This is a genomic window from Pseudomonas sp. LBUM1679 (assembly GCF_059695565.1).
On sequence record NZ_CP166774.1, the window covers coordinates 6,811,285 to 6,833,978 of the forward strand.

Consider the following 22,694-nt stretch of genomic DNA (forward strand, 5'->3'; position numbering starts at 1 on the left):
TCTTTACGCTTACTTGATACACATCAACATAAAACTCTGGGAACCATCCCCCGAAGGTCCCGACTTGCCGGCGAGCTGAGTAATCACAGTGACATGGCTTTGCTTCGGCATGGCGCCCAGCCTCGCCTGCCCATAAAAAATATCATCATTCGAACGGCTGTCCGTCAGAGAGACGGAACAGAAACCAGGAGCTTTCTGATACACGTCCGATTTGAAGTTGATTTTATAATTTGCGAAGTAATCCTTTTGAACATTGTATTCCACCCCGGTGATCCACTGAGGATTTTGCGCTAGCACCTTCCCTTCGCTACTTATCGACGCAGTATAAATAGTGGTATCAGCGCTGGCTGACGCCACACCCGTGGCGCAAATGGCCGCCAACAGACCTACAATTTTCAGAACTTTGTTAAATTCCATTTAGCGCATTCCTGATCCATTGATTTATAGGGCGCCTGCAATAAACACAGGTCACAAATCAATCTATGGCACTACAAAGCCAAGCGTCAATCATGATTACATCCAGAAAAACTATACACCAACGCTCTATGACTCTTTCCTACGAAACTCTTTAGATTCTCCTACACGCGTCACAAATCCTCCCACCCATCAGCCTTGATTTAAACCGGGTAACAGGCGTCGACTCCAATCCAAAGCGGCTGATTGATCAGTAAGCGTGCTTTGAAGCGAGCCAACTATATACCTCCATCGTTCAGGCTTTTAGTCATCCATAAAATTAATTTGAAGTTAAATATACGGTGTCGATGGGTCGCCAGCGCCTCTGTCATCGCGTCAGCAATCCGCTCAATGAATAGGGGACATTTCAAATACCTTTCGTCCGAGAATCTCCAGGCAAAAAAAAACCCGCATCGCTGCGAGTTTTTTAATACGGCTAAACGCTTAGGACTTAGTTGACCTTGGCGTTCAACTCACCCTTCAGGTAACGCTGATACATCCCTTCCAGCGAGATCGGCTTGATCTTCGAAGCATTACCGGCAGTACCGAAGGCTTCATAACGAGCGATACACACGTCGCGCATTGCAGTCACGGTCGCGCCGAAGAACTTGCGCGGGTCGAATTCGCTCGGGTTGGTGGCCATCAGGCGACGCATCGCACCGGTGGACGCCAGGCGCAGGTCGGTGTCGATGTTGACCTTGCGCACGCCGTGCTTGATGCCTTCGACGATTTCTTCAACCGGCACGCCGTAGGTTTCTTTGATGTCGCCGCCGTACTGGTTGATGATCGCCAGCCAATCTTGAGGCACCGAAGACGAACCGTGCATCACCAGGTGAGTGTTCGGGATGCGCTTGTGGATTTCCTTGATGCGGTCGATGGCCAGCACGTCGCCGGTCGGTGGCTTGGTAAACTTGTAGGCGCCGTGGCTGGTGCCGATGGCGATGGCCAGGGCGTCGACCTGCGTGCGCTTGACGAAGTCAGCGGCTTCTTCAGGGTCGGTCAGCATCTGGCTGTGATCCAGAACGCCTTCGGCGCCGATGCCGTCTTCTTCACCGGCCATACCGGTTTCCAGCGAACCCAGGCAACCCAACTCGCCTTCTACCGAAACGCCGCAGGCGTGAGCCAGGGCTACGGTTTGTTGGGTAACGCGGACGTTGTAGTCGTAGTCGGTCGGGGTCTTGCCGTCTTCGCCCAGGGAACCGTCCATCATCACCGAGCTGAAGCCCAGTTGGATGGAGCGCTGGCAGACGTCAGGGCTGGTGCCGTGGTCCTGGTGCATGCACACCGGGATGTGCGGGAATTCTTCGATCGCCGCCAGGATCAGGTGACGCAGGAACGGTGCGCCGGCGTATTTGCGAGCACCGGCCGACGCCTGGACGATCACCGGGGAGTCAGTCTTGTCAGCGGCTTCCATGATGGCGCGCATCTGCTCAAGGTTGTTGACGTTGAAGGCTGGAACGCCGTAGCCGTACTCGGCTGCGTGGTCCAGCATCTGGCGCATGCTGATAAGTGCCATTGTGTGTGTCTCTCCCGGTTTAGGGTCGTTAATCGTGTCAGCCTGCCGTAGCGACGGCGGCTATTCAAGTTATTGCAGATCGGGGGTTGGTCCGGGCTGCGAATTCGGTATTACCAAAATCTGAAGAACTACACAGAACCCCTGTGAACCCAATCCCTGTGGGAGCGAGCTTGCTCGCGATGAGGACCGCACATCCAACATTGATGTGACTGTCTTACCGCTATCGCGAGCAAGCTCGCTCCCACATTGGATGTGTTTCCACATCTGGATCTCTGTGAATCAATCGTCTTACTGCGCTTTACATCCGCGGCCGATCAAATCATTGGTGGCGACCCAGTACACCAGGCCTTCCTCACCTTTTATGTGAAACGCCAGCATGTCGTTGCTGTACAGCGAACCTTCGGCGCCCGGTTCAAGCTTCAAACGGTAGACCTGATCGGCACCACCCAGGCGAACGTCGACTTCCTTGCGGGCGGCGTCGGTGTAGCGCCAAAGCACCTTGGCCTGGCTGTCGCAGGTCCAGGTGGTCCAACTGTCCGTCGATTCGGCAGGCTTGAACAGGTTCAGACTGGAGCAACCTGCCAGCAGGGCCAGCGCCGTAATGGCGATAAAACCTTTCATCCATGTTCCTCGACTGACGGCGCACGCCGCCAGTCCTGAGTAAAGTGTCAGACCCGTCAAGGGCAACCATGTTCCTTGGCCGGGGTCTGGGTCTCGTATTTTTCCAGGCCATCAGGCCCGGAACGCTTGTTGATCACCGGGTTGGTTTCGGCCTGCCAGTCGGCCTGGTAGCAGCCTTTGTCCTGTTCAGGCGTCTCGGGCACCTTTGGGGCTTTCGGGTTACTCCCGCAAGCCGCCAGCATACCCGCAGCGATCAACAGCGCTAACGTCTTGACCATGTGAACACTCCTTTGCCTGGTCAAATGGGCAGTCTCAGGCCTTGGCCCGGCTTTCAAGCACTTCAACGGCCGGCAGCACCTTGCCTTCGACGAACTCGAGGAACGCGCCGCCACCGGTAGAAATGTAGGAGATTTGATCAGCTACGCCATATTTATCGATGGCTGCCAGGGTATCGCCGCCGCCCGCGATGGAGAACGCCGAGCTTTCTGCGATGGCCTGGGCCAGGACCTTGGTGCCGTTACCAAACTGATCGAATTCGAATACGCCCACCGGGCCGTTCCACAGGATGGTCTTGGACGACTTCAGCAGCTCGGCGAAATTCGCCGCGGTCTGTGGGCCGATGTCCAGGATCATGTCGTCTGCGGCCACGTCGGCAATCAGCTTGACGGTAGCAGTGGCGCTTTCTGCGAATTCCTTGGCCACGACAACGTCCACCGGCAGTGGCACGCTGACTTTGGCGGCGATTTCACGCGCGGTGTCGAGCAAGTCCGGCTCGTACAGGGACTTGCCAACCGGGTGACCGGCAGCTGCAAGGAAGGTGTTGGCAATGCCGCCGCCGACGATCAGTTGATTGCAGATCTGGCTCAGGCTGTTGAGTACGTCGAGTTTGGTCGAGACCTTGGAGCCGGCAACGATGGCCGCCATTGGCTGAGCCGGGGCACCCAGGGCCTTGCCCAGTGCATCCAGTTCGGCAGCCAGCAGAGGGCCGGCAGCGGCGACTTTGGCGAACTTGGCCACGCCGTGGGTCGAACCCTCGGCACGGTGAGCGGTGCCGAAGGCGTCCATCACGAACACGTCGCACAGGGCGGCGTATTGCTTGGCCAGTTCGTCGGCGTTCTTTTTCTCGCCCTTGTTGAAGCGCACGTTTTCAAACAGCACGATGTCGCCGGCCTTCACGTCAACGCCGCTCAGGTAATCGGCCACCAGCGGCACTTCACGACCCAGCGCCTTGCTCAGGTAGTCAGCGACTGGCTTGAGGCTGTTCTCGGCCGAGAACTCGCCTTCGGTCGGACGGCCAAGGTGCGAGCAGACCATTACCGCCGCGCCTTTTTCCAGGGCCAGCTTGATGGTCGGCAGCGAGGCCAGGATTCGCGCATCGCTGGTGACAACACCGTCCTTGACTGGGACGTTGAGGTCTTCGCGGATCAGTACGCGCTTACCTTGCAGATCGAGGTCGGTCATCTTCAACACGGTCATGGGTCGCATTCCTGAGTTACTTTTTTTTGGAAATAGCTGTGTGCAGATAGTGTTCTGCAACATCCAGCATTCGATTGGCAAAACCCCATTCGTTGTCGAACCAGGCCAGGATGTTCACCAGCCGTGGGCCGGAAACTCGGGTCTGACTGGCATCGACGATGGCCGAATGTGGGTCATGGTTGAAATCACAGCTTGCGTGGGGCAACTCGGTGTAGGCCAGAAGGCCTTTGAGCGGGCCGCTGGTGGCAGCCTCACGCAAAATCCGGTTGACCTCGGTGGCGTCGGTATCGCTCACGGTCTGCATTGTAATGTCGAGGCAAGACACGTTAACCGTCGGCACCCGCACGGCTTTGGCCTGAATTCTTCCGGCAAGTTCCGGCAATAGCCGTTCGATGCCTCGTGCCAGACCAGTGGACACCGGAATCACCGACTGGAACGCCGATCGGGTGCGGCGCAGGTCTTCGTGATGATAGGCGTCGATCACCGGCTGATCGTTCATCGCCGAGTGGATGGTGGTGATCGATACATATTCCAGACCAATGGCCTGATCCAGCAGGCGCAACAGCGGCACGCCGCAGTTGGTGGTGCAGGATGCATTGGACACCAGCAACTCGTCGCCGGTCAGGCAATCCTGGTTCACGCCATAGACGATGGTGGCGTCGACATCCGCCTCGCTGGCCATCGGCTGGGAAAACAGCACCCGCGGTGCGCCCGCGTCGAGGAAACGCTGGCCATCTTCACGGGTGTGGTAAGCGCCGGAGCACTCCAGCACCAGATCGACGCCCAGCGACGCCCAATCGATGCCTTCGGGAGTGGCGCTGCGCAGGACTTTCACGCAGTCGCCATTAATATGCAGACAATCGCCATCGACCTTCACTTCGCCGGGAAAGCGCCCGTGAGTGGAGTCGAAGCGTGTCAGGTATTCGATGCTGGCCATGTCAGCCAGATCGTTGATCGCGACAATTTCAAACCCGGCCTTATCGCCTCGCTCAAACAACGCACGCAAGACGCAACGACCAATCCGGCCGTAGCCGTTGAGTGCAACTTTGTAAGGACGCGGTTGAGGCATGGGGTTCTCGACGAAGCTTGGGAATGTAGTCGCCAGGTCTGCCGCCTTCGCGGGCAAGCCTCGCTCCTACGGATCACATTGACCTGTAGGAGCGAGGCTTGCCCGCGAAGACGTCAGCCCGGACAACGCAACTGTCAGATTTAGTCTTCCAGCAGCTCTTCAGCCTGACCCAGGATGTTTTCCAGGGTAAAGCCGAACTCTTCGAACAAGGCTGGCGCAGGCGCCGACTCGCCGTAGGTGGTCATGCCGATCACGCGGCCTTCCAGGCCCACGTACTTGTACCAGTAGTCCGCATGAGCCGCTTCGATCGCGATCCGGGCGCTGACCTGCAACGGCAGAACCGCTTGCTTGTAGCCGGCGTCCTGGGCATCGAACACGCTGGTGCACGGCATCGACACCACACGCACCTTGCGACCTTGTTCGGTCAGCTTGTCGTACGCCTGAACCGCCAGGCCGACTTCGGAACCGGTGGAGATCAGGATCAGCTCCGGCTCGCCGGCGCAGTCCTTCAACACGTAACCGCCACGCGCGATCTCTTCGATCTGAATCGCATTGCGGGTCTGGTGCTGCAGGTTCTGCCGGGAGAAGATCAAGGCCGAAGGACCGTCGTTACGTTCCAGGGCGAGCTTCCAGGCCACGGCCGATTCAACGGCATCGGCTGGACGCCAGGTGTCGAGGTTCGGCGTGCTGCGCAGGCTGGTCAGTTGCTCGATCGGCTGGTGAGTCGGGCCGTCTTCGCCCAGGCCGATGGAGTCGTGGGTGTAGACGAACACCACGCGCTTCTTCATCAGCGAGGCCATGCGTACCGCGTTGCGCGCGTATTCCATGAACATCAGGAAGGTCGCGCCGTAAGGCACCAGGCCGCCGTGCAGAGACACGCCGTTCATGATCGCGCTCATGCCGAACTCGCGAACGCCGTAGTACATGTAGTTGCCGCTGGCGTCTTCAGCGGTGACACCTTTGCAGCCTTTCCACAGGGTCAGGTTGGAACCGGCCAGGTCAGCCGAACCACCCAGCAATTCCGGCAACAGCGGGCCATAGGCATTCAATGCGTTCTGGCTGGCTTTACGGCTGGCGATGGTTTCGCCCTTGGCCGCCACTTCAGCGATGTAGGCCGAGGCTTTTTCCGCGAAGTCAGCCGGCAGTTCGCCGCTCAGACGACGCACCAGCTCGTTGGCCAGTTCAGGGAAGGCTGCGGAGTAGTCCGCGAAACGCTGATCCCATTCGGCTTCCGCCGCGCGACCGGCTTCCTTGGCGTCCCACTCGGCGTAGATATCGGCCGGGATTTCGAACGGGCCATGGTTCCATTTCAGCGCCGTGCGGGTCAGGGCGATTTCCGCGTCACCCAAGGGGGCGCCGTGGCAGTCTTCCTTGCCTTGCTTGTTCGGCGAACCGAAACCGATAGTGGTCTTGCAGCAGATCAGGGTCGGTTGCTCGCTTTTGCGCGCGGTCTCGATCGCGGTCTTGATTTCTTCCGGGTCGTGACCGTCGACGTTGCGGATCACCTGCCAGTTGTAGGCTTCGAAACGCTTGGGCGTGTCGTCGGTGAACCAGCCTTCGACTTCGCCATCGATGGAGATGCCGTTGTCATCATAGAAGGCGATCAGCTTGCCCAGGCCCAAGGTCCCGGCCAGGGAGCCGACTTCGTGGGAAATGCCTTCCATCATGCAGCCATCACCGAGGAACACGTAGGTGTGGTGATCGACAACGTTATGGCCCGGACGGTTGAACTGCGCCGCCAGGACTTTTTCTGCCAAGGCGAAACCCACGGCATTGGCCAGGCCCTGGCCCAGCGGACCAGTGGTGGTTTCCACGCCAGGGGTGTAGCCGAGTTCCGGGTGACCCGGGGTGCGGCTGTGCAGCTGGCGGAAGTTTTTCAGGTCATCGATCGACAGGTCGTAGCCGGTCAGGTGCAGCAGCGAGTAGATCAACATCGAGCCGTGACCGTTGGACAGCACGAAGCGGTCACGGTCGGCGAACGATGGATTGCTCGGGTTGTGCTTGAGGTAGTCACGCCAAAGTACTTCGGCGATATCCGCCATACCCATAGGGGCACCGGGATGGCCGCTGTTGGCTTTTTGCACGGCATCCATGCTGAGGGCACGAATGGCGTTGGCACGCTCACGACGGCTGGGCATCGCTGTTCTCCTGCGGGTTCTGAATCGAGAGTGAATAAAACGAAACGGAAAAAAGGCGAGCATTTTCCCTCACCGACACGCCCCGGGGCAATGACAGAAAGTCATCTGAAGGTGTTTTTCCGGTGGATAAATCCGCATTCGCCTGGTGAAACCTTTCCGCTGACGATTTGTAGAGTGAACCTTTCTCCGAGAAGTGCCATCTATCGAGCAATATCAAAACTTTTTGATATTGCCCTTGCGATGCATTCTGAGCGTCACTAGACTGCTGGCCCTATGAATTTACACGCGCGCTCCATTCAACATGACCCTTGCGATGGGCTGTCGGCCCTGTGCAAGGCCGGTGGCGATCCTCTGCGCCTGACGGTATTGCGCGCGCTGGCCAATGACTCGTTTGGCGTACTGGAACTGGCGCAGATCTTCGGCATCGGCCAATCGGGCATGAGCCATCACCTCAAGGTGTTGGCCCAGGCCGACCTGGTGGCGACCCGCCGTGAGGGCAATGCGATTTTCTACCGTCGCGCCCTGCCCCACACCGACCTGCCGGGCGGCAAGCTGCATGCCGCGCTGCTGGAGGAAGTGGATAACCTGAGCTTGCCTGCCGACGTGCAGTCGCGCATCGCCCAGGTCCATGGACAACGAGCCGCGGCCAGCCAGGACTTTTTCTCACGGGTAGCGGAGAAGTTTCGCGCCCAGCAAGACTTGATCGCCGGCCTGTCGCAATACCGCGAAAGCGTGGTGGCATTGCTCGACAAGCTGAGTTTCAACCCAGGCGCCACGGCCATTGAAGTCGGCCCCGGCGACGGCGCCTTTCTGCCGGAACTGGCGCGCCGCTTCACCGGGGTCACGGCGCTGGACAACAGCCCGGCCATGCTCGAACTGGCGCGCCAGGTCTGCGAGCGCGAGTCCCTGCTCAACGTCAGCCTGCAACTGGCCGATGCATTGAATGGTGTGAGCCTCAAGGCCGATTGCGTTGTACTGAACATGGTGCTGCACCACTTTGCCGCGCCGGCCGATGCGCTCAAGCACATGGCCAGCCTGCTGCACCCCGGCGGCAGCCTGTTGGTGACCGAGTTATGTAGCCACAACCAGAGTTGGGCCAGGGAGGCCTGCGGTGATCTCTGGTTGGGGTTTGAACAGGACGATCTCGCCCGTTGGGCCACCGCCGCGGGACTCGTTCCCGGGGAAAGCCTCTATGTAGGCTTACGTAATGGTTTCCAGATTCAGGTCCGCCACTTTCAGCGACCGACTGGCGACACTCACCATCGGTAAATTCAGGAAAAAATCGAGATGAGCGAATACTCCCTCTTCACCTCCGAGTCCGTGTCTGAAGGGCATCCGGACAAAATCGCCGACCAGATTTCCGATGCAGTGCTGGACGCCATCATTGCTGAAGACAAGTTCGCCCGCGTGGCGTGCGAAACCCTGGTGAAAACCGGCGTTGCAATCATTGCCGGTGAAGTCACCACCTCGGCCTGGGTTGACCTGGAGCAGATCGTTCGTGACGTCATCACCGACATCGGCTACACCAGCTCCGACGTCGGGTTCGACGGTGCGACCTGCGGCGTGATGAACATCATCGGCAAGCAGTCTCCCGACATCAATCAGGGCGTCGACCGTGCCAAGCCTGAAGATCAGGGCGCCGGTGACCAGGGCCTGATGTTCGGCTACGCCAGCAACGAAACCGACGTGCTGATGCCAGCACCGATCACCTTCTCTCACCAGTTGGTACAGCGTCAGGCCGAAGCCCGTAAATCCGGCCTGCTGCCGTGGTTGCGTCCGGACGCCAAGTCCCAGGTCACCTGCCGTTACGAAAACGGCAAGGTGGTGGGCATCGACGCGGTCGTGCTGTCGACCCAGCACAACCCTGAAGTGTCGTACAAAGACCTGCGCGAAGGCGTGATGGAGCTGATCGTCAAGCACGTGTTGCCTGCTGAACTGCTGCACAAGGACACCCAGTTCCATATCAACCCGACCGGCCAGTTCATCATCGGTGGCCCGGTAGGCGACTGCGGCCTGACCGGTCGCAAGATCATCGTCGACACCTACGGCGGCATGGCTCGCCACGGTGGCGGTGCGTTCTCCGGCAAGGATCCGTCGAAGGTTGACCGCTCGGCCGCCTACGCCGGTCGTTACGTGGCCAAGAACATCGTTGCTGCCGGCCTGGCCGAGCGTTGCGAGATTCAGGTTTCCTACGCCATCGGTGTGGCCCAGCCAACGTCGATCTCGTTGAACACCTTCGGCACCGGCAAGATCAGCGATGAGAAAATCATCAACCTGGTCCGCGAAGTGTTCGACCTGCGTCCCTACGCAATCACCACCATGCTCGACCTGCTGCACCCGATGTACCAGGAAACCGCTGCGTACGGCCACTTCGGTCGCACTCCGGATACCAAGACCGTGGGTGACGATACGTTCACCACCTTCACCTGGGAAAAAACCGATCGCGTCGACGCCCTGCGTTCGGCTGCCGGTCTGTAAGACCTCCCTGGCAGTTCAAAAAACCCCGCCCGGTTCGCCGTGCGGGGTTTTTTATTGGAAGACAGATCAAAAGATCGCAGCCTTCGGCAGCTCCTACAGACGTACGCCGAACCTTCGTAGGAGCTGCCGAAGGCTGCGATCTTTTGATCTTCATTTCTCGAAACACACTGAAAAACACCTGTGATCAAAAAGCCTGAAAACGGGCTAGCCTAGAAAGCACCCCAATGAGCAAGGACGCTCAAGATGCTCCCCTGCCTGCGCCCGTTTGTTGCCTTCATCCTGACCTGTGCATGCCTGACCACCTACGCCGCCGAATGCCCGGACTGGCCACCCACTCGTGCTCAGGCCGAAATCAGCGCATTGCAAAAACAGATCGACCAATGGGACGACAGCTATCATCGGGACGGCCGCTCATTGGTCGCCGACGAACTCTACGACCAGGCCCGTGTGCGACTGAGCGAATGGCGCGAATGCTTCGCCGCCGGCCCCTCCCCCGAACCAGTGCGCACGGCAGGTGGCCCCGTTGCTCACCCCATCGCCCAAACCGGCCTGGGAAAACTGCATGACAGTCGCGCCGTCGAAGCCTGGCTGAAAGGTCGCAACGATGTCTGGATTCAGCCCAAGGTCGACGGCGTGGCGGTGACACTGATCTACCGCAAAGGCCTGCTGGCCCAGGTGATCAGTCGCGGCGACGGGCTCACTGGCCAGGACTGGACCACCCCGGCGCGCCAGATTGCCGGCATCCCCCAGCAATTGACACAACCACTGGATCTGCTGGTGCAAGGCGAACTCTACTGGCGTGTGACCGAGCATGTACAAGCCCAGGCCGGCAGTCTCAATGCCCGCGGCACCGTGGCCGGTTTGATGGCCCGCAAGGTACTGAGTGCCGAGCACGCTGCCGGGGTCGGCCTGTTTGTCTGGGACTGGCCCCAAGGGCCGGCCAGTTTGACCGCCCGCATGGCAGCACTGGATGAATTGGGGTTCTCGAGCACTGCGCCCTACAGTCAGCCGATCAACGCATTCGCCGATGCTGAACGCTGGCGCAATCACTGGTATCGCTCCCCCCTGCCCTTTGCCAGCGATGGCATCGTCCTGCGCCAGGAGCAACGTCCACCCGCCGAACGCTGGCAGGCCAAGGCACCTTATTGGATCGTCGCCTGGAAATATCCTGTTGCCCAGGCGCTGGCCGAGGTGCGCAGGGTCGACTTCAAGATCGGCCGGACCGGGCGCATCACGCCGGTGCTGGAACTGACGCCGCTGAGGCTCGATGACCGGCAGGTCAAGCGAGTCAGTGTGAGCTCTCTGCAACGCTGGGAAGCAATGGACATCCGACCCGGTGATCAGGTCGCCATCAGCCTGGCGGGCCTGACCATTCCCAGGCTCGATGGTGTCGTCCTGCGCAGTACCGAACGCACTGAATTGAATGTGCCGCGGGCAGCGGACTTTCATCCGCTCAGTTGTTGGCAGCCGACACCGGGGTGCGAAAGTCAATTTCTTGCACGCCTGGCCTGGCTCAGTGGTAACCAGGGGCTGGCCTTGCCCCATGTCGGTACGGGCACCTGGGAGAAACTTCTCGAAACAGGCCACCTGAACGGACTGCTGGATTGGTTAACCCTCGATGCCCAAGAGCTTGCTAACATTGACGGCTTCGGCGAGCGCAGCAGTGCGCGCCTGTTGAACAGTTTCAGCATCGCCCGGCAACGTCCGTTCGTCCGCTGGCTCAAAGCCCTGGGCATGCCGCCGACCGGCCAGGCACGCCTCGCTGCTTCATGGCAGCTACTGGCGCAACGCAACACCGAACAATGGCAGGCCGAAACCGGTATCGGTCCGGGACGCGCGGCGCAATTGAGCGCATTTTTCCGCGACCCGCAGGTCCTGGCCTTGAGTGAAACTTTACGTGTAGCGGGGATTGACGGTTTCTAGCGGCCGTTGACGCCCGTCTACCTCGGAACCCAATGGTGCCGGCGGACTCAAACGACCCATCGCCACATCGACCCGATTGCCTTCCCATGGAGCTTTTATGAAATTTCTTTCACCCCTCGCCCTGTTGACCCTATGCAGTGTGATGGCCGCTCCGCTGATGGCCGCCGAAGAAGCTCCGGGCCTGACCGGGTGCGCCGCCAAGAAGCAGGGCATCATCAACCAGATCGAACTGGCCAAATCTCGCGGCAACGCCGATCAACAGGCTGGCCTTGAAACGGCTCTGAGCGAAGTCACCGCCCATTGCACCGAGGCATCCCTGAAGAAAGAGCGGGAGAACAAAGTGCTCGACGCCAAGCACGAAGTGAGCAAACGTCAGGCCGACCTCGACAAGGCGATGAAGAAGGGCGATGCCGAGAAAATCAACAAGCGCAAAGACAAACTCGCCGAGTCCCGCAAGGAGTTGCAGGAAGCGCTCGACGAACTGGATAAGTGAACCTGTAGGCGCCGGGCTTGCCCTGTAGGAGCTGGCTTGCCAGCGAAGCTTTTGGCGGCCTCGAGGCCCCCTTCGCTGGCAAGTCGGATCGCCGCACCGCAGCTCCTACAGTTGACCGCATTCTCTGTGGGAGCGGCGGTACGGCGATCCGACTTGCCCGCGATTACGTCAGTTAGAGCACCACAAATCAGTGATCCCGAAATTCTTTATGGCAAGCACTGCAGGCATCTTCGACTTTCTGCACGGCCGGCCCCAGGTTGCTGGCCTTGTAGGGCTGGACCTTGCTGGCAATCACCAGGTCACCGGTGGCGGCTTCAAGGCTGCGGGCCAATTCCTGGAAGCGTGCCTGCTGCTGCCAGACATCGTCCTTTGCGCTGGTGTGATCTTCTTCGCGCACCTGCGGGAAATGTTTCCACGGCTCGCGGGACAGCGCATCAAGTTTCACCGCCCCATCAGCGAATCGCCCGCCGTCGAACGCAATACGTCCACGCAACATGCCGCCAAGGTCTTCACTGGTCTTGAGCATTTGCTTGAAGATCGCCTTGCGCTGGCCCAGCGGCGAGTTGGGGTCCACACCGCCGCACGCGGACAAGGTCAGGCAGGCCAGCAATACAATGGAAAGTCTTTTAAAAGTCATGGTGGCTTCAGGTCACTGGAAACGGCGGCCAGTATCCTCGCGTCACCCGCAAACACCAATAGCCCTATTATCAATACGGGTTGCATGAGCGCAGCGAGCACTCAGGCAACCGGCAAAGGAATTACTCCATGAACAGCCGTTACAAGGCATGGCGTCACAGCCTGGCCTGGACCCTTCCAATGGTGGCCGTGCTGGCGGGCTGCACCGGCGGCGAACCCGACAAACCGAAAACACACGCCCTGGCGACCTACTCCAGCGCCACATGGGAAGCGCTTCCCGTGGTGTCCGACAATGACCTGGTGGCCGGCTTCGGTTCGTGGCGCAGCGCATGTACCCGACTCAAGGCCGACCCGGTCTGGGGTTCGACCTGCGCCGCTGCCGCCAGCGTGCCACAAACCGCTGGCGAGATTCGCGGGTTCCTCAAGCAGAACCTCGATGTCTATGGCCTGCGCGCGGCCAATGACAACCCCAACGGCCTGATCACCGGCTACTACGAACCGGTCTATCCAGGCAGCCTGACCCAGACCGACGTGGCGAATATCCCGGTGTACGGCGTACCCGAAGACATGATCATCGTCTCCCTGGACAGCCTCTACCCGGAGTTGAAGGGTAAACGCCTGCGCGGCCGGCTCGAAGGACGCGTGCTCAAGCCCTACGACGATGCGGCCACGATCGAGACCAAAGGGGTCAAGGCACCGGTCGTTGCCTGGCTGACTGATCCGATGAACCTGCAATTCCTGCAGATCCAGGGATCGGGACGCATCCAGCTCGACAGTGGCCGGCAGTTGCGCATTGCGTATGCCGACCAGAATGGTCATCCCTATCGGCCCATCGGCCGTTGGCTCGTAGAACAGGGCGAGCTGAAGAAAGAAGACGTGACCATGGGCGCCATCAGCACCTGGGCCAAGGCCAACCCGACGCGCATTCCCGAACTGCTCGGCAGCAACCCCAGCTACGTGTTCTTCACCCGCAACCCGGACAGTAATGAAGGGCCTCGCGGCTCGCTGAACGTACCGCTGACCGCCGGCTACAGCGCGGCAGTGGATCGTAAAGTGATTCCGTTGGGCAGTCTGTTGTGGTTATCGACCACTAAACCGGACGGTTCGGCACTGGTTCGTCCGGTGGCGGCTCAGGACACCGGCGGCGCGATCGCGGGTGAAGTCCGGGCGGATCTGTTCTGGGGCACCGGCGAGGCGGCCGGGCAGCTGGCCGGCGACATGAAACAGCAGGGGCAGATCTGGATGCTTTGGCCCAAAGGCGCGGCGTTGCCGCAAGTGCCGCAGGTGGCTGACAAGCTTTAAAAGCAAAGATCGCAGCCTTCGGCAACTCCTGCCAGGATCATTGTTCATCCGCGATATGGCGGTGAACGGTAGGAGCTGCCGCAGGCTGCGATCTTTTGATCTGCCTCTAAACCGACACCACAAAAAAGCTGACGATCAACCCCATCCCCACAAACCACACCAACGACCGCAAAATCGCCCAGTCCGCCAGGTAGCAAATGATGTACAGCAGCCGGCTGGTGATGAACAACACCGCCAACACATCGATCGTCACCAGTTCGGCATTTTCGGCCAGGTACGCCACGATCACGGCCGCGGCGAACGCCGGGGTCACTTCGAAACCGTTCAGTTGCGCCGCATGGGCACGCCGGCCCAATCCGTTTAGCGACTCGAGAAAATCCCGGGGATCATGGTTGTCTTTCAACCCGAACCCGCCACTGATCTTGGCCACGCCCGTGCACAGGTAAGGCAGGAAAATCGCGATCAAAATGCACCAAAAAGCAACCGTCATAAAGCCATCCCTTCTTCAAGTTTCAAGCGTCGATGCTTTCGTCGACAGTGAGCCAGTCAAAACTTCATCACCAGCAAGCCGATCAACACCAGCCCACAGGCTAAGAGCCGCGGCCCGCCGAAAGGTTCTTTCAGGTAACGCATGCCGAACAGCACCACCAGAATCACACTGATCTCGCGCAATGCCGCCGCTTCGGCAATCGAGCCCAGTTGCATCGCCCACAGCACCAGAGCGTAGCTGAACAACACGCAAAACCCGACCGACAGCCCCAGTCGCCACTGTTCCCGCCAGAACAACATGAACGCCGGCCGCTTGCGCACCAACGCCAGCAATGGGAATGGCCAGGCGCTGAGTAACGTCACCCAGACCAGGTAGTCCAGTGGATGGGACCAGCGCCGCAAAGCCTGGCCATCGATGAAGGTGTAGCAGCCGATGCACAGGCCGATCAACGCCACCACCGGCAGCATCGACCACGGCAACCGTGCGCCGCCACCACCCTGCCATAGCAGGCAAAGCATGCCGAGCGGGATCAGCAGGATGCCGAAGATCTGCTGGTTCGTCAGCACTTCGCCAGCAAATATCAGCGTCAGCGCCAGCACCACCAAGGGCGACAAGCCGCGCATCAGCGGATAAACAAGCCCGAGGTCGCCTACCCGATAAGCCTGGATCAGCAAGTACCGATAGAGCAATTCGAACGCCGCCGATGCCAGGATCCACGGCCAGATTTCCCGGGGTGGCCATTCCACGAATGGCAGCATCAGCGCGACGAAGAGCATCGCCACACTGTCCATGCAGGCGACCACCAACAGGCGTTCGGCACTGAATTTGATCAGGGTATTCCACGCCGCATGCAACAGCGCCGCCACTAACACCAAAACCGTTGCAAGCACGGCACACTCCTTTTGTTGTCCCGCCCCCTGTAGGAGCGAGCTTGCTCGCGATGGTCGTCAACGATAACGCGTGTTTTCTGTTAAAACGCGGTGCCCTGACGTTTTTCGTCGGAACGCCGCCCGGAGCAAGCTCGCTCCTACAGGAGCCGGCAGAGAATTGATTCGCCATATGTCCGCAGCTGTTTATACTGCAAGCGACCACGCCGCACTCAGTTGCGCACAGACTAATTCCAATAATTCCTGCCACCGCCCGCTCTCGTCGAGAACGGTCATCGGCATGCGTATGCCTGATCAAAGCGTCAAGACTACCGACAGAGACCTTGCGCATGCCACTCGCCTTGTTTGCCCTCGCTGTTGCCGCGTTCGGCATCGGCACCACTGAATTCGTCATCATGGGCTTGTTGCCCGACGTCGCCCGGGACCTTGCCGTGAGCATTCCCCACGCCGGCCTGCTGATCACCGGCTATGCCCTGGGCGTGGTGTTCGGCGCACCGATCCTCGCGGTCGGCACCGCCAATATGCCGCGCAAAGCGACGCTGCTGGGCATGACGCTGATGTTCATCCTGGGCAATATCCTCTGCGCCCTGGCCCCGAACTACGCCACGCTGATGGCCGCGCGCGTGGTCACAGCGCTGTGCCATGGCGCCTTCTTCGGCATCGGCTCGGTCGTCGCGGCCGGATTGGTGGCACCGAACAAACGCGCCCAGGCGATTGCCATGATGTTTACCGGCCTGACCCTGGCCAACGTGCTCGGCGTGCCCTTGGGCACCGCGCTCGGACAATACGCCGGCTGGCGTTCGACCTTCTGGGCAGTGTCGGTGATCGGCGTGATTGCGGCGATCGCGCAGTGGGTCTGGCTGCCGAAAGACATCACGATGGACAAGGCCAACCTGGCCAGTGAGTTCAAAGTGCTGGGCAAGGTCAATGTGTTGCTGGCACTGGGCATGAGCGTGCTGGCGTCGACCAGCCTGTTCAGCGTGTTTACTTATATCGCCCCCATCCTTCAGGACATCACCGGCGTCAGCCCTCACGGGGTGACGATCATGCTGCTGTTGTTCGGGGTCGGTCTGACGGCGGGCAGTATGCTCGGCGGGCGGCTGGCGGACAGTCGTTTGCTGCCATCACTGGTGGGTATGGCGCTGGCGGTAGTCGTGGTCCTGGCGGCTTTCAGCCAGACCAGCCATTCAGTCATTCCAGCGGCGATCACCCTGGTGTTGTGGGGAATTTTCGCGTTTGCGCTGTGCCCGATTCTGCAACTGCTGATCATCGATCAGGCGCATGAGGCGCCGAACCTTGGCTCGACGCTGAATCAGAGTGCATTCAATCTGGGTAATGCGGCGGGCGCATGGATTGGCGGGTTGGTGGTGGCCAGTGGCGCAGATCTGGCGGACTTGCCGTGGACGGGAGCGCTGGTCAGCGGCTTGACGGTGCTGACAGCGCTTTTGTTCATCTACTTGCAACGTCGCGGCGCGGCTGCGGTCAATGTGTCCGGCTGAATAACTGCATCGCTGCTGACACTGCTTTCGCGAGCAAGCTCGCTCCCACATTGGATCTCGGTCGTTCACAAGCTTTGTATTCACTGAAGATAAACTGTGGGAGCGAGACCGGCTTGCCGGCGAAGAAGATCACACGGTGCAACTGCAAAAAAAACCAATCCACCTCCCATCCAAGGACCCCGGATGCTTGAACTTGTCGCTGCGTTTATCTGCCTCACCACGCTGCTCACCTATGTGAATTTCCGCTTCATCGGCCTGCCCCCGACCATCGGCGTCATGGTCACGGCGCTGATGTTCTCCCTGCTGCTGCAAGGCCTGAGCTTACTCGGCTACCCCGGACTGGAAGAGCGTATCCAGCAACTGATCGGCCAGATCGATTTCGGCGATCTGCTGATGAACTGGATGCTGTCCTTCCTGCTGTTCGCCGGCGCCCTGCACGTCAACTTGAATGACCTGCGCAGCTACCGCTGGCCGATCGGCCTGCTGGCGACTTTCGGTGTGTTGATTGCCACCGCCGTGATCGGCAGCCTGGCTTATTACATTTTTGCCCTGTTTGGCTGGCACGTCAGCTTTCTCTATTGCCTGCTGTTCGGTGCGCTGATCTCCCCCACCGATCCGATCGCGGTGCTCGGTGTGCTACGGACCGCCAATGCGTCCAAGCCACTGAAAACCACCATCGTCGGCGAGTCGCTGTTCAACGATGGCACCGCAGTCGTGGTGTTCACCGTGCTGCTCGGTATCGCACAACTGGGCGAAACCCCGACCCTCGGCGCCACCGCCATGCTGTTCGCCCACGAGGCGCTTGGCGGCGTGCTGTTCGGCGGGCTGATCGGTTATCTGGTGTACCTGATGATCAAGAGCATCGAGCAGCACCAGATCGAGGTCATGCTGACCCTGGCGCTGGTGATCGGTGGCTCGGCCATGGCTTCGGAGCTGCACGTTTCGGCCCCGATCGCGATGGTCGTCGCCGGCCTGATCATCGGTAACCTGGGCCGCAACCTGGCGATGAACGACATGACCCGCAAGTACCTGGACGGCTTCTGGGAGCTGCTCGACGACATGCTCAACGCGCTGCTGTTCGCCCTGATCGGCATGGAGCTGTTGCTGCTACCGTTCAACTGGTTGCACGTGCTGGCGGCGAGTTTGCTGGCCTTGGCGATTCTGCTATCGCGCCTGCTGACCGTGGCGCCGGCCATCGTATTGCTGCGACGCTGGCGCACCGTGCCGCGCGGAACGATCCGGATCCTGACCTGGGGTGGTTTGCGTGGCGGTGTTTCGGTGGCGCTGGCACTGGCCCTGCCGCTGGGTCCTGAGCGCGATTTGCTGCTGAGCATCACTTACATCGTGGTGCTGTCGTCGATCCTGTTGCAGGGCTTGAGCATCGGCAAGCTGGTCAAACATGTCACCCGTGATGAGCCTGCGCCAGTGGCACAGGCCGGGCATCACTGATTACTTCCTGGTCTTCTGCGGGTCAGGTTCCTCGCCTTGATCTGCAGATTCCTTCGGCGGCCCGCTCTCACTGCGAATCTGCGCGTGGCTGATCAGCGCGAAGATAAAGCTGCCGCCGATGATGTTGCCCGCCAATGTCGGCCCGGCGAATATCAGCCAGAAATCCTTCCACGGCAACTCGCCGGCAAACACCAGATACGACACCTCGGCCGAACCGACCACGATGTGGGTGAAGTCGCCCAGCGCCATCAGGTAGGTGATTAGGATGATGATCCACATCTTGGCGCTCTCCATGGACGGGATCATCCAGACCATGGTCGCAATCATCCAGCCCGACACGATGCCCTTGGCGAACATCTGGCTGGCATCGTTCTCCATGATCTTGCGGCCGATATCGAGGAAGGCCAGGTCGGTCTTGCTGTCGAAAATCGGCAGGTGCAGCATCACATACGCCACCAGTATCGTGCCGCACAGGTTGCCCACCAGCACCACCGACCACAGACGCAGCAATCGCCCGAAATTGTTCAGTGAGGGTTTGGTCATGACCGGCAGCACAGCCGTCAGGGTGTTCTCGGTGAACAATTGCTGACGAGCGAGAATCACCGCCAGGAAGCCTGCGCAGTAACCGAAACTGGCAATCACCTTGAAGCCTTCGCCGTCCGGCAGGCGGGAGTTGAGCAGGCCCATGGCCATCAGCGACAGCCCCATTGTCAGGCCGGCAGCCAGGGCCGACCACCACAAGGCGGCGACACTGCGCTCGAGCTCCAGGTCGCCCTGGGTGCGGATGATTTCGTGCAGCACCGCGGCGCGCGGTGGCTGGCTCTTGTCGACGTCCTTTTTCTCTTGCGCCGACAGGTTCGGGGTCTTGCCGTCTTTTTGCGTGTCCATATAGCTCCGGAGCCGGTGGCGTGTCATGTAGGTACGACATGCGCGGCTCGGTGCTGTTCACTGCTCGTACAAACAAACCGGATTCTGTAGGAGCCGGCTTGCTGGCGATGGCAACGACTCGGTTTCGAGCGGTGACGCTTATGACGCCTTCGCTGGCAAGCCAGCTCCTACGGACTCGCATTACTCGTCCTTGTCCATGTCCTTAAACTGATCTTTAACGTACTTGATCTCGGTCTGGCCGTGCGGCGCGGGCAAGCCATCTTCACCCAGATTGACGAAGACAATCTTATCCACCGTCAGGATGCTTTTGCGGGTGATCTTGTTCCGCACTTCGCACTTGAGGGTGATCGAGGTGCGACCGAACTCGGTGGCCGTGATGCCCAGTTCGATGATGTCGCCCTGGCGCGAGGCGCTGACGAAGTTGATTTCGGAAATGTACTTGGTGACCACGCGCTGATTGCCCAGCTGGACGATCGCGTAGATCGCCGCTTCTTCGTCGAGCCAGCGCAACAGGCTGCCGCCGAACAGCGTGCCATTGGGGTTGAGGTCTTCGGGTTTTACCCATTTGCGGGTGTGGAAATTCATGTTCACTCCTGACCGTCTTGCCGATTGATGCCGGCCATCATGGCAGAGCCCGGGCCAGAGCTCTATTGAGCATCGACTATGGCCTCGATTACCGTTCGGACATTGACCAACAGAAACGCTTTGGAAGATAAGAATAGCCCGCTATAATCGCCCCCGTTTCAAAACGGTAACGTTCCATTGCTACCGTTTTCCCGCCACCTGTCCGAGGGGCGCTGCAGCAGGTTCGACCTGTCAGGCTCGGATGGGGCGTTGCCTGGCCACGGCCAGACACTAAACGCACAACGGCGCCCATTCGCATACATTACGAATGGAGGCTCATCATGAGCGCTGTTATCACGCCTGCAGATTTTAACGATTACAAAGTCGCCGACATGTCCCTGGCTGCCTGGGGCCGTCGCGAAACCATCATCGCCGAATCCGAAATGCCAGCCTTGATGGGTCTGCGCCGCAAGTACTCCGGCGAGCAGCCGCTCAAGGGCGCGAAGATCCTCGGCTGCATCCACATGACTATCCAGACTGCCGTGCTGATCGAAACCCTGGTTGCCCTGGGTGCCGAAGTGCGTTGGTCGTCCTGCAACATCTTCTCGACCCAGGACCAGGCCGCTGCCGCTATCGCCGCTGCCGGCATCCCGGTTTTCGCCTGGAAAGGCGAGACTGAAGCCGAGTACGAGTGGTGCCTGGAGCAAACCATCCTCAAGGATGGCGCACCTTGGGACGCCAACATGATCCTCGACGACGGCGGCGACCTGACCGAGCTGCTGCACAAGAAATACCCGGCGATCCTGGACCGCGTCCACGGCGTGACCGAAGAAACCACCACCGGCGTTCACCGCCTGCTGGACATGCTGGCCAAGGGCGAGCTGAAAATCCCGGCCATCAACGTCAACGACTCGGTGACCAAGAGCAAGAACGACAACAAGTACGGTTGCCGTCACAGCCTGAACGACGCGATCAAGCGCGGTACCGACCACCTGTTGTCCGGCAAGCAAGCGCTGGTCATCGGTTACGGTGACGTGGGCAAGGGCTCCGCTCAGTCCCTGCGTCAGGAAGGCATGATCGTCAAGGTCTCCGAAGTCGACCCGATCTGCGCCATGCAAGCCTGCATGGACGGTTACGAGCTGGTTTCGCCGTTCATCGACGGTATCAACAACGGCACCGAAGCCAGCATCGACAAAGCGCTGCTGGGCAAGATCGACCTGATCGTGACCACCACCGGCAACGTCAATGTTTGCGATGCGAACATGCTCAAAGCCCTGAAGAAGCGCGCCGTTGTCTGCAACATCGGCCACTTCGACAACGAAATCGACACCGCTTTCATGCGCAAGAACTGGGCATGGGAAGAAGTGAAGCCGCAGGTTCACAAGATCCACCGTACCGGTCCTGGCGCCTTCGACGCCCAGAACGACGATTACCTGATCCTGCTGGCCGAAGGTCGTCTGGTTAACCTGGGTAACGCCACCGGTCACCCAAGCCGCATCATGGACGGTTCGTTTGCCAACCAGGTGCTGGCGCAGATCTTCCTGTTCGGCCAGAAGTACGCCGACCTGTCGCCAGCCCAGAAAGCCGAGCGCCTGACCGTTGAAGTACTGCCAAAGAAACTCGACGAAGAAGTGGCCCTGGAAATGGTCCGCGGTTTCGGCGGCGTTGTGACTCAACTGACCAAGACTCAGGCCGACTACATCGGTGTGACCGTCGAAGGCCCGTTCAAGCCGCACGCTTACCGCTACTGATCAGACCTGCTCGGCTCCCTGTAGGAGCGAAGCTTGCTCGCGAACGCTTCACCGCGGTGTGTCTGAAACACCGCGGTGCCTGCTTCGCGAGCAAGCTTCGCTCCTACGGAGAGCACGGCTCCTGCAAGGCTCACGCGTTTCCAAGGATATGACCATGTCCCAAGACCGTCGCTACAGCTTCGAGTTCTTCCCTACTAAGACCGATGCTGGGCATGAAAAGCTGCTCGCCACTGCTCGTCAGCTGGCCACGTACAACCCTGATTTCTTCTCCTGCACCTACGGCGCTGGTGGTTCGACCCGTGATCGAACGCTCAACACCGTGTTGCAACTTGAAAGCGAAGTCAAAGTGCCTGCCGCACCGCATCTGTCTTGCGTTGGCGACAGCAAGGACGACCTGCGCGGCCTGCTGAAGCAATACAAGGCTGCCGGCATCACCCGTATCGTCGCCCTGCGCGGTGACCTGCCTTCGGGCATGGGCATGGCCAGCGGTGAAATGCGCCACGCCAATGACCTGGTTGAATTCATTCGTGAAGAAACCGGCGATCACTTCCACATCGAAGTCGCCGCTTACCCGGAAATGCACCCGCAAGCGCGCAATTTCGAAGACGATATCGCCAACTTCGTGCGCAAGGCCAACGCCGGCGCCGACAGTGCGATCACCCAGTACTTCTTCAACGCCGACAGCTACTTCTACTTCGTCGAGCGTGTACGGGCGCTGGGCGTGGACATCCCGATCGTGCCGGGCATCATGCCGATCACCAACTACAGCAAGCTCGCACGTTTCTCCGACGCCTGCGGTGCGGAAATCCCGCGCTGGATCCGCAAGCAGCTGGAAGCCTATGGTGACGACACCGCAAGCATTCAGCGTTTCGGCGAGCAGGTCATCACGCAAATGTGTGAACGTTTATTGCAGGGCGGGGCACCGGGGCTGCATTTCTATACTCTTAACCAGGCCGAGGCGAGCCTGGCCGTGTGGAACAACTTGAAGCTACCGCGCTGACAGTGACCACGTCGTACCCAAAGGCCCTCTTCTGAGGGTCTTTTACATTCAACAGCCCATG

General features: G+C 59.8%; 21 protein-coding genes and 1 riboswitch. Of the genes, 9 read left to right on the top strand and 12 right to left on the bottom strand.

Annotated elements, in window-relative coordinates:
* Positions 1–9 precede the first annotated feature (9 nt).
* The 7 genes from ACA062_RS31165 to tkt form a co-directional block, all read right to left on the bottom strand.
* Positions 10–417 (bottom strand): hypothetical protein, encoded by a 408-nt coding sequence (locus tag ACA062_RS31165; protein ID WP_497454392.1) that lies wholly within the window; start codon positions 415–417, stop codon positions 10–12.
* Between the two features lie 487 nt (positions 418–904).
* Positions 905–1,969 carry a class II fructose-bisphosphate aldolase gene (gene fba / locus ACA062_RS31170; RefSeq protein ID WP_497454393.1) on the bottom strand — a complete coding sequence of 355 codons (1,065 nt, stop codon included), beginning with the start codon at positions 1,967–1,969 and terminating at the stop codon, positions 905–907.
* Positions 1,970–2,257: 288 nt separating this feature from the next.
* Positions 2,258–2,590 carry an MliC family protein gene (locus ACA062_RS31175; protein ID WP_497454394.1) on the bottom strand — a complete coding sequence of 111 codons (333 nt, stop codon included), beginning with the start codon at positions 2,588–2,590 and terminating at the stop codon, positions 2,258–2,260.
* A 56-nt stretch (positions 2,591–2,646) separates the two neighbouring features.
* Complete coding sequence (locus ACA062_RS31180) at positions 2,647–2,868, bottom strand: hypothetical protein (protein WP_497454395.1); 222 nt, start codon at positions 2,866–2,868, stop codon at positions 2,647–2,649.
* Between the two features lie 34 nt (positions 2,869–2,902).
* On the bottom strand, positions 2,903–4,066 hold the full coding sequence (locus tag ACA062_RS31185; protein ID WP_497454396.1) for a phosphoglycerate kinase: 1,164 nt from the start codon (positions 4,064–4,066) through the stop codon (positions 2,903–2,905).
* Positions 4,067–4,082: 16 nt separating this feature from the next.
* Positions 4,083–5,135 carry an erythrose-4-phosphate dehydrogenase gene (epd, locus tag ACA062_RS31190; RefSeq protein ID WP_497454397.1) on the bottom strand — a complete coding sequence of 351 codons (1,053 nt, stop codon included), beginning with the start codon at positions 5,133–5,135 and terminating at the stop codon, positions 4,083–4,085.
* Positions 5,136–5,275: 140 nt separating this feature from the next.
* On the bottom strand, positions 5,276–7,273 hold the full coding sequence (gene tkt, locus ACA062_RS31195; protein ID WP_497454398.1) for a transketolase: 1,998 nt from the start codon (positions 7,271–7,273) through the stop codon (positions 5,276–5,278).
* Positions 7,274–7,546: 273 nt separating this feature from the next.
* Between tkt and ACA062_RS31200 the strand changes: the two genes are divergently transcribed.
* The 4 genes from ACA062_RS31200 (at position 7,547) to ACA062_RS31215 (ending at position 12,167) form a co-directional block, all read left to right on the top strand.
* Positions 7,547–8,542, top strand: a complete 996-nt coding sequence (locus tag ACA062_RS31200; protein WP_497454399.1) for an ArsR/SmtB family transcription factor — start codon at positions 7,547–7,549, stop codon at positions 8,540–8,542.
* An 18-nt stretch (positions 8,543–8,560) separates the two neighbouring features.
* Positions 8,561–9,751 carry a methionine adenosyltransferase gene (metK, locus tag ACA062_RS31205; protein ID WP_064680209.1) on the top strand — a complete coding sequence of 397 codons (1,191 nt, stop codon included), beginning with the start codon at positions 8,561–8,563 and terminating at the stop codon, positions 9,749–9,751.
* Between the two features lie 243 nt (positions 9,752–9,994).
* Positions 9,995–11,674 (top strand): NAD-dependent DNA ligase LigB, encoded by a 1,680-nt coding sequence (gene ligB, locus ACA062_RS31210; protein ID WP_497454400.1) that lies wholly within the window; start codon positions 9,995–9,997, stop codon positions 11,672–11,674.
* 97 nt (positions 11,675–11,771) lie between these two features.
* Positions 11,772–12,167 (top strand): DUF1090 domain-containing protein, encoded by a 396-nt coding sequence (locus ACA062_RS31215; RefSeq protein WP_128874089.1) that lies wholly within the window; start codon positions 11,772–11,774, stop codon positions 12,165–12,167.
* A gap of 187 nt (positions 12,168–12,354) precedes the next feature.
* Here ACA062_RS31215 and ACA062_RS31220 read toward each other — a convergent pair whose 3' ends face one another.
* A complete protein-coding gene (locus tag ACA062_RS31220) occupies positions 12,355–12,804 on the bottom strand; it encodes a c-type cytochrome (protein WP_128874090.1) in 450 nt (149 codons plus the stop codon).
* A 128-nt stretch (positions 12,805–12,932) separates the two neighbouring features.
* On the opposite strand from ACA062_RS31220, the gene mltA reads away from it, so the two are divergent.
* The gene (gene mltA / locus ACA062_RS31225; RefSeq protein WP_497454401.1) at positions 12,933–14,105 is read left to right on the top strand and encodes a murein transglycosylase A; all 1,173 of its coding nucleotides are present in this window, start codon (positions 12,933–12,935) and stop codon (positions 14,103–14,105) included.
* A gap of 106 nt (positions 14,106–14,211) precedes the next feature.
* On the opposite strand, the gene ACA062_RS31230 is transcribed toward mltA, so the two are convergent.
* Together ACA062_RS31230 and ACA062_RS31235 are read right to left on the bottom strand one after the other, a co-directional pair.
* Complete coding sequence (locus ACA062_RS31230) at positions 14,212–14,595, bottom strand: MAPEG family protein (protein WP_497454402.1); 384 nt, start codon at positions 14,593–14,595, stop codon at positions 14,212–14,214.
* Between the two features lie 56 nt (positions 14,596–14,651).
* Complete coding sequence (locus ACA062_RS31235; protein ID WP_497454403.1) at positions 14,652–15,485, bottom strand: EamA family transporter; 834 nt, start codon at positions 15,483–15,485, stop codon at positions 14,652–14,654.
* Between the two features lie 326 nt (positions 15,486–15,811).
* Here ACA062_RS31235 and ACA062_RS31240 point away from each other — a divergent pair, with 326 nt between their 5' ends.
* Both ACA062_RS31240 and ACA062_RS31245 read left to right on the top strand, forming a co-directional pair.
* Complete coding sequence (locus tag ACA062_RS31240) at positions 15,812–16,981, top strand: MFS transporter (RefSeq protein WP_497454404.1); 1,170 nt, start codon at positions 15,812–15,814, stop codon at positions 16,979–16,981.
* Positions 16,982–17,164: 183 nt separating this feature from the next.
* Positions 17,165–18,430: a cation:proton antiporter gene (locus tag ACA062_RS31245; RefSeq protein WP_497454405.1), complete on the top strand. Its 1,266-nt coding sequence runs from the start codon at positions 17,165–17,167 to the stop codon at positions 18,428–18,430.
* Here ACA062_RS31245 and ACA062_RS31250 read toward each other — a convergent pair whose 3' ends face one another.
* Together ACA062_RS31250 and ACA062_RS31255 are read right to left on the bottom strand one after the other, a co-directional pair.
* Positions 18,431–19,318 (bottom strand): formate/nitrite transporter family protein, encoded by an 888-nt coding sequence (locus tag ACA062_RS31250; protein WP_497454406.1) that lies wholly within the window; start codon positions 19,316–19,318, stop codon positions 18,431–18,433.
* 180 nt (positions 19,319–19,498) lie between these two features.
* On the bottom strand, positions 19,499–19,903 hold the full coding sequence (locus ACA062_RS31255) for an acyl-CoA thioesterase (RefSeq protein ID WP_497454407.1): 405 nt from the start codon (positions 19,901–19,903) through the stop codon (positions 19,499–19,501).
* Between the two features lie 198 nt (positions 19,904–20,101).
* Positions 20,102–20,200, top strand: a riboswitch (S-adenosyl-L-homocysteine riboswitch).
* A gap of 23 nt (positions 20,201–20,223) precedes the next feature.
* Here ACA062_RS31255 and ahcY point away from each other — a divergent pair.
* Together ahcY and metF are read left to right on the top strand one after the other, a co-directional pair.
* Positions 20,224–21,633, top strand: a complete 1,410-nt coding sequence (ahcY, locus tag ACA062_RS31260) for an adenosylhomocysteinase (protein ID WP_497454408.1) — start codon at positions 20,224–20,226, stop codon at positions 21,631–21,633.
* Between the two features lie 154 nt (positions 21,634–21,787).
* A complete protein-coding gene (metF, locus tag ACA062_RS31265; protein WP_497454409.1) occupies positions 21,788–22,633 on the top strand; it encodes a methylenetetrahydrofolate reductase [NAD(P)H] in 846 nt (281 codons plus the stop codon).
* Positions 22,634–22,694: the final 61 nt, after the last annotated feature.

Coding starts and splice junctions, on each gene's coding strand:
- ACA062_RS31175 (WP_497454394.1), bottom strand. CDS start 2,590: ATGAAAGGTTTTATCGCCATTACGGCGCTGGCCCTGCTGGCAGGTTGC.
- ACA062_RS31230 (WP_497454402.1), bottom strand. CDS start 14,595: ATGACGGTTGCTTTTTGGTGCATTTTGATCGCGATTTTCCTGCCTTAC.
- mltA (WP_497454401.1), top strand. CDS start 12,933: ATGAACAGCCGTTACAAGGCATGGCGTCACAGCCTGGCCTGGACCCTT.
- ACA062_RS31240 (WP_497454404.1), top strand. CDS start 15,812: ATGCCACTCGCCTTGTTTGCCCTCGCTGTTGCCGCGTTCGGCATCGGC.
- ACA062_RS31200 (WP_497454399.1), top strand. CDS start 7,547: ATGAATTTACACGCGCGCTCCATTCAACATGACCCTTGCGATGGGCTG.
- epd (WP_497454397.1), bottom strand. CDS start 5,135: ATGCCTCAACCGCGTCCTTACAAAGTTGCACTCAACGGCTACGGCCGG.
- tkt (WP_497454398.1), bottom strand. CDS start 7,273: ATGCCCAGCCGTCGTGAGCGTGCCAACGCCATTCGTGCCCTCAGCATG.
- ACA062_RS31180 (WP_497454395.1), bottom strand. CDS start 2,868: ATGGTCAAGACGTTAGCGCTGTTGATCGCTGCGGGTATGCTGGCGGCT.
- fba (WP_497454393.1), bottom strand. CDS start 1,969: ATGGCACTTATCAGCATGCGCCAGATGCTGGACCACGCAGCCGAGTAC.
- ACA062_RS31165 (WP_497454392.1), bottom strand. CDS start 417: ATGGAATTTAACAAAGTTCTGAAAATTGTAGGTCTGTTGGCGGCCATT.
- ACA062_RS31220 (WP_128874090.1), bottom strand. CDS start 12,804: ATGACTTTTAAAAGACTTTCCATTGTATTGCTGGCCTGCCTGACCTTG.
- ACA062_RS31185 (WP_497454396.1), bottom strand. CDS start 4,066: ATGACCGTGTTGAAGATGACCGACCTCGATCTGCAAGGTAAGCGCGTA.
- ahcY (WP_497454408.1), top strand. CDS start 20,224: ATGAGCGCTGTTATCACGCCTGCAGATTTTAACGATTACAAAGTCGCC.
- ACA062_RS31215 (WP_128874089.1), top strand. CDS start 11,772: ATGAAATTTCTTTCACCCCTCGCCCTGTTGACCCTATGCAGTGTGATG.
- ACA062_RS31255 (WP_497454407.1), bottom strand. CDS start 19,903: ATGAATTTCCACACCCGCAAATGGGTAAAACCCGAAGACCTCAACCCC.
- ACA062_RS31245 (WP_497454405.1), top strand. CDS start 17,165: ATGCTTGAACTTGTCGCTGCGTTTATCTGCCTCACCACGCTGCTCACC.
- metK (WP_064680209.1), top strand. CDS start 8,561: ATGAGCGAATACTCCCTCTTCACCTCCGAGTCCGTGTCTGAAGGGCAT.
- ACA062_RS31250 (WP_497454406.1), bottom strand. CDS start 19,318: ATGGACACGCAAAAAGACGGCAAGACCCCGAACCTGTCGGCGCAAGAG.
- metF (WP_497454409.1), top strand. CDS start 21,788: ATGTCCCAAGACCGTCGCTACAGCTTCGAGTTCTTCCCTACTAAGACC.
- ligB (WP_497454400.1), top strand. CDS start 9,995: ATGCTCCCCTGCCTGCGCCCGTTTGTTGCCTTCATCCTGACCTGTGCA.